This is a genomic window from Pseudomonas sp. R62 (assembly GCF_000257605.1).
GTDB classification, from domain to species: domain Bacteria; phylum Pseudomonadota; class Gammaproteobacteria; order Pseudomonadales; family Pseudomonadaceae; genus Aquipseudomonas; species Aquipseudomonas atacamensis.
This window is the reverse complement of the sequence record NZ_AHZM01000861.1, coordinates 1-1,451: the sequence shown is the minus strand read 5'-3', so window position 1 is coordinate 1,451 and position 1,451 is coordinate 1. Positions and strand designations below refer to the sequence as shown.

Genomic DNA, 1,451 nt, shown 5'->3' with positions numbered 1-1,451 from the left:
CGAGGGTTTTCGCCAGATCGCGCACGCCCCAGTTGATCTGTTGGATCGATGTCCACAAGGTCAATTGCTTGCCACTCCAGCGGGCAATGGTTGCGTGCGGTTCCATCATCGCGTGGGCCTGGTCAGGCGTGCTGTAGTGCTGATCGATTTGCACGGGCGCAGCGTTGAAGGCGCCTTCAAAGTCACCGACGCTGGTCTGCGGCGGCGGGCCGAAGCCGGCCGGTGGCGGTGGGGTTGCGGAGTCTTTCGCAGCCGCCAGATCGAAGGAACCTGGTTCGGCCACGTAGCGGATGTCGAGCAAGCCGGCGGCCGCGCGGGCCTGTTCAAAAGTGTCTGCGACGACAATTGCCACGGCCTGGTGATAGTGATCGACCTGCGGCCCGGCCAAGGCCCTGGCTACGTAAAACTCGCCTTTGGCCAATGGCCCGGCGTTTTCGTAAGTGACGATGGCAATCACCCCGGACGCCTCCCGCGCTTGCGTCCAATCGATCGAGGCAATGCGCCCCTTGCCGATCCCGGCGCCGACGATATAGCCATAGGCGGCGTCCGGCACCGCTGCGTTTTGCTCGTAGGCGTAGGGGGCGGTGCCGGTGGTTTTCAGCTTGCCGTCGATGCGGTCGGCAGGTTGGCCGATGACGTTCAGCTGGTCGATCGGATTGGAGCCGGCCGGGGTGTCGAATTTCATCTGCAAATTCCTTTCAGACAGGCTGGCGGCGCCCACGTAGCGCGGCGCAGCCATCGATTGACGTCGGATCTCTACGAGCCTAGGCCATCGACGCGCTGCTGATAATGCGCGGTTTCAGGATGGAATGATGAATCCCGCTCACCAATCCTGATCAACATGACAAATAAGAATACGTTTCAATTACTAATGCGACCGTATACCATGCGCGGCGTTTTCACTGGCGGTTTTGCCCTTCGTTCTGGCCTATTCGTAAAGGTTTTCACCTCATGCGTCGAACTCTGCTTTCCATTTGTGTGCTGCAGGCGTTGTCTTCTTCCTCGTGGGCTGAGTCAGCCGAACCGACTTCTTCAGCCCTTGAGCTGGAAGCCACCGACGTGGTCGGCACGGCGGATTACGAAAGGGCAGACGGCCCGGTGCAAGGCTATCGCGCGACGCGTTCGGCCAGCGCCACGCGCACCGACACTTCGATTCATGAAACCCCGCAGTCAATCAGCGTGGTGACCAAGGATGCCGTCGAAGACCTCGGCGCGACGCGTTTGCAGGATGCGCTGGATTACGCTGGCGGCATCGGACGGGCGAACAATTTCGGTGGGCAGGGCCTGACCACGTTCACCGTGCGCGGCTTCACCACGGGTGAGTTCTACCGCAACGGTTTCCCGATCAACCGTGGCTACCCGAACATGCCCGACGCCAATACCATCGAGCGTCTGGAAGTGCTGCGCGGCCCCGCGACCATGCTCTATGGCCGTGGCGATCCCGGCGGTAC

At 61.4% G+C, this 1,451-nt stretch carries 2 protein-coding genes; one reads left to right on the top strand and one right to left on the bottom strand.

Annotated features, from left to right (window positions below):
- Positions 1 to 685, bottom strand: a 685-nt coding sequence (locus OQK_RS00660) for a molybdopterin cofactor-binding domain-containing protein (RefSeq protein WP_038860137.1), incomplete at its 3' end; no start/stop codon positions are given.
- A 266-nt stretch (positions 686 to 951) separates the two neighbouring features.
- Here OQK_RS00660 and OQK_RS00655 point away from each other — a divergent pair.
- A partial coding sequence (locus tag OQK_RS00655; protein ID WP_157221857.1) for a TonB-dependent receptor plug domain-containing protein occupies positions 952 to 1,451 on the top strand: 500 nt, incomplete at its 3' end.